The 3,104-nt window shown below is 42.8% G+C and carries 3 protein-coding genes; 1 reads left to right on the top strand and 2 read right to left on the bottom strand.

The window, feature by feature from the left end; genetic code table 11:
- Positions 1-200 (top strand): prolyl oligopeptidase family serine peptidase (locus VIP81_RS10460; protein ID WP_331959560.1); only part of this gene is annotated, 200 nt, incomplete at its 5' end.
- A 48-nt stretch (positions 201-248) separates the two neighbouring features.
- On the opposite strand, the gene recJ is transcribed toward VIP81_RS10460, so the two are convergent.
- Both recJ and VIP81_RS10450 read right to left on the bottom strand, forming a co-directional pair.
- Positions 249-1,958, bottom strand: coding sequence for a single-stranded-DNA-specific exonuclease RecJ (gene recJ / locus VIP81_RS10455; RefSeq protein ID WP_331959557.1), 1,710 nt, complete (start codon positions 1,956-1,958; stop codon positions 249-251).
- A 77-nt stretch (positions 1,959-2,035) separates the two neighbouring features.
- A complete protein-coding gene (locus tag VIP81_RS10450; protein WP_331959554.1) occupies positions 2,036-3,001 on the bottom strand; it encodes a polyprenyl synthetase family protein in 966 nt (321 codons plus the stop codon).
- Positions 3,002-3,104: the final 103 nt, after the last annotated feature.

The raw sequence follows: 3,104 nt of genomic DNA, 5'->3' as shown, positions 1-3,104 counted from the left end.
AAACCATGCCTACATGGGTTTTCCATTCAGCAGATGATCCAATCGTAAATGTGGAGAATTCGCGGACGCTGGTGAAGGCCCTGAAAGCAATCGGCGGAAATGTGCAGTATACGGAGTATCCTACTGGGGGCCATGACGCCTGGACACGAACGTATGCCAACGCAGATGTATATACCTGGTTGTTAAAGCAGCATAAATAAATTGAGTTTATTTGTCCTGGTAAGATTACTTACCGGGACAAATAAAAATCAATTACTTCCGATTCTGATATCAATTACTTTTAGTTGGAGTGTAGTTTGACCATTCCATTCATTTTCGTCCAGCGAAAATACCATGTCAAAGGGTTTTTTATCCGCCATTACCGGGAATTTCTCGGCCATATAGAAACCAATACCGGACATAGTAGGGCCGTATCTGCCCTGTTTCACCGAAAATTTAATATGCTCGTCTTTCACAATCTTTGAGTAACCGTTATCTACAAGATTTCTGGCCAGAAAAACAGGTCGCAGATTTTCAGGTCCCAGTGGTTCAAATTGTTTGAGAATATTAAAAAATGCGGGCGTGATATCAGAGAAGTGGATCTCTGAATCGATCACGATTTCCGGCACCAGCTGATCGGGATGTATGGTCCTGGCTACGACTTCTTCAAAGCGTTCCTGGAAGGCTTTCACGTTTTCCGTTTTCAGCGTCATTCCCGCCGCATAAAAGTGGCCGCCGTAATTTTCCAGCAGATCCTTGCACTGATGAATCGCTTCATATACGTTAAAGCCCATTACTGAACGGGCTGATCCGGCTACTTTATCGTTGGATTGTGTGAGTATAATGGTAGGACGGTAATAATATTTATCAATCAGCCTCGATGCTACAATGCCTACTACTCCTTTATGCCAGTGGGCCTGGTAAAGGACTGTAGATTTTCTGTTGGCTATCTCTGTGTCGTTTTGCAGCAGTAAAATAGCCTCCTGTGTGATGGTGCTGTCAATTTCTTTTCTGTCGAAATTATCTGCGTGTAAAACGGCAGCAATGGCAGCCGCTTTTTCTACATCGTTTTCGATAAAAAGGTTGACAGCTTTCCTGGCGTCATCCATTCGGCCAGCCGCATTTACGCGGGGAGCAATCACAAATACCAGGTTGGCAATAGTTAATTTCTCCTTCAGGGCACTGAGTGTGATCAACGCTTTAATGCCTGGCAGCGGATCTTCATTTACTTTAATGAGACCATGAAAGGCCAGTATCCTGTTCTCTCCGGTCATCGGAACAATATCTGCTGCAATACTGGTGGCCACGAGGTCGAGGAATTTATTGGCCTCAGCAGCTGGTAGCCCTCTTTTTTGCGCAAAAGCACTGATGAGTTTATAGCCGATACCGCAACCGCTTAATTCTTTATATGGATAAGGGCAGTCTGCCTGCTTCGGATTCAAAATGGCCACTGCCGGAGGTAATACGGCATCTGGTAAGTGATGGTCACAGATAATGAAATCTATTCCCCATTCTTTAGCCGATGTAATATGTTCTATTGATTTGATACCGCAGTCCAGCGCTATAATCAGGCTAAAGTCGTTGTCGCGGGCATATTCAATGCCTTGCATGGAAATGCCATAACCCTCGCGGTAGCGATGCGGGATATAAAACTCAATATTGCTGTAGAGTTTCTGTAGAAAAGCGTACACAGTAGCCACGGCCGTAGTGCCATCTACATCATAATCTCCGTAAATCAATATTTTTTCATGTTGGAAAAAAGCCAGTTCAATACGTGAAATGGCTTTATCCATATCTTTCATCTTCCATGGATCATGAAGATCTTCAAGCGTTGGGCGAAAAAATTGCCGGGCAGCCTCAAAATTGGTAACACTGCGTTGAACCAACAACCGGCATAGCAACGGGTGTATGCGCAATGATGACTGTAGTAACTGTTCCTGATTTGGTTGATATGCCTTTACTGTCCAGCGTTTTTGCATTATTATATTTTAAAAGGCAACGGATAAATCGTAAAGCTTAAAGCTCTTTCTGCATAATACATTATTTTTTATTCTTTCTAAAATGTTCTGTCAGTTGTAAATCTTACGAGCGATTCCAGTCCGTTTCTGACAGCATTTTCAGGGAATTTATTTAAGATGGCAAGGGCTTCGTCGCGGTATTCAAACATTTTCTGCCGGGTATAATCAATCCCTCCTGATGCTTTTACCAGGCGGATGACTTCTTCTACGCGGTCTTTATCTGTATTGTGATTTTTTACTATATTAATTATTTTCTTCCTTGTCTCAGTAGGAGCATGTTCCAGGGTATAGATAAGCGGAAGGGTCATTTTTTTCTCGCGGATATCAATACCGGTAGGTTTGCCGATTTTCGTGGAACCATAATCGAACAGATCGTCTTTTATCTGGAAGGCCACGCCCACTTTTTCTCCGAAGAGGCGCATTTGTTCGGTAGTATGTTCGTCATTGCTGCTGCTCCATGCGCCGGCAGCGCAGGCGGAGGCGAGTAATGACGCCGTTTTGCGGCGGATAATCTCAAAATAAATATCTTCCTTGATATTCAGCTTACGGGTTTTCTCAATCTGCAGCAATTCACCTTCACTCATTTCTTTTACGGCTTCAGATAATATTTGTAAAGTTCGGAAGTCATTGTTGTTAAGTGACAGCAGTAAGCCTTTGGACAACAGATAGTCACCCACCAGTACGGCAATTTTATTTTTCCACAACGCATTAATAGAAAAAAGGCCCCGGCGTTCATTAGCATCGTCTACCACGTCGTCATGCACCAGGGTGGCGGTATGTAACAATTCTACCAATGCCGCCGCGCGGTAGGTACTCTCCTGGATATTGTCACTGAAAAGTTTTGCTGATAATAAAACAAACATGGGCCTGATCTGCTTTCCCTTGCGCTTCACAATGTAATGCATGATCCTGTCCAGCAATGGCACATGACTTTTTACTGAATCTGCGAACTTACTTTCAAAATCCTGTAATTCTTTACCTATCAGGTGTTTAATATCGTCCATGTATTAAATAAAAAAGGATTGCTAAGCTAGGTTTTATAAATCACATTTTAACATTTTGGCCTTTTATTTGTATATGGAGTATAACATTCCTTTAACAAGAGGT

This window comes from Chitinophaga sp. (assembly GCF_036566945.1).
GTDB lineage: Bacteria > Bacteroidota > Bacteroidia > Chitinophagales > Chitinophagaceae > Chitinophaga.
This window is presented reverse-complemented; position numbering and strand designations above follow the sequence as displayed.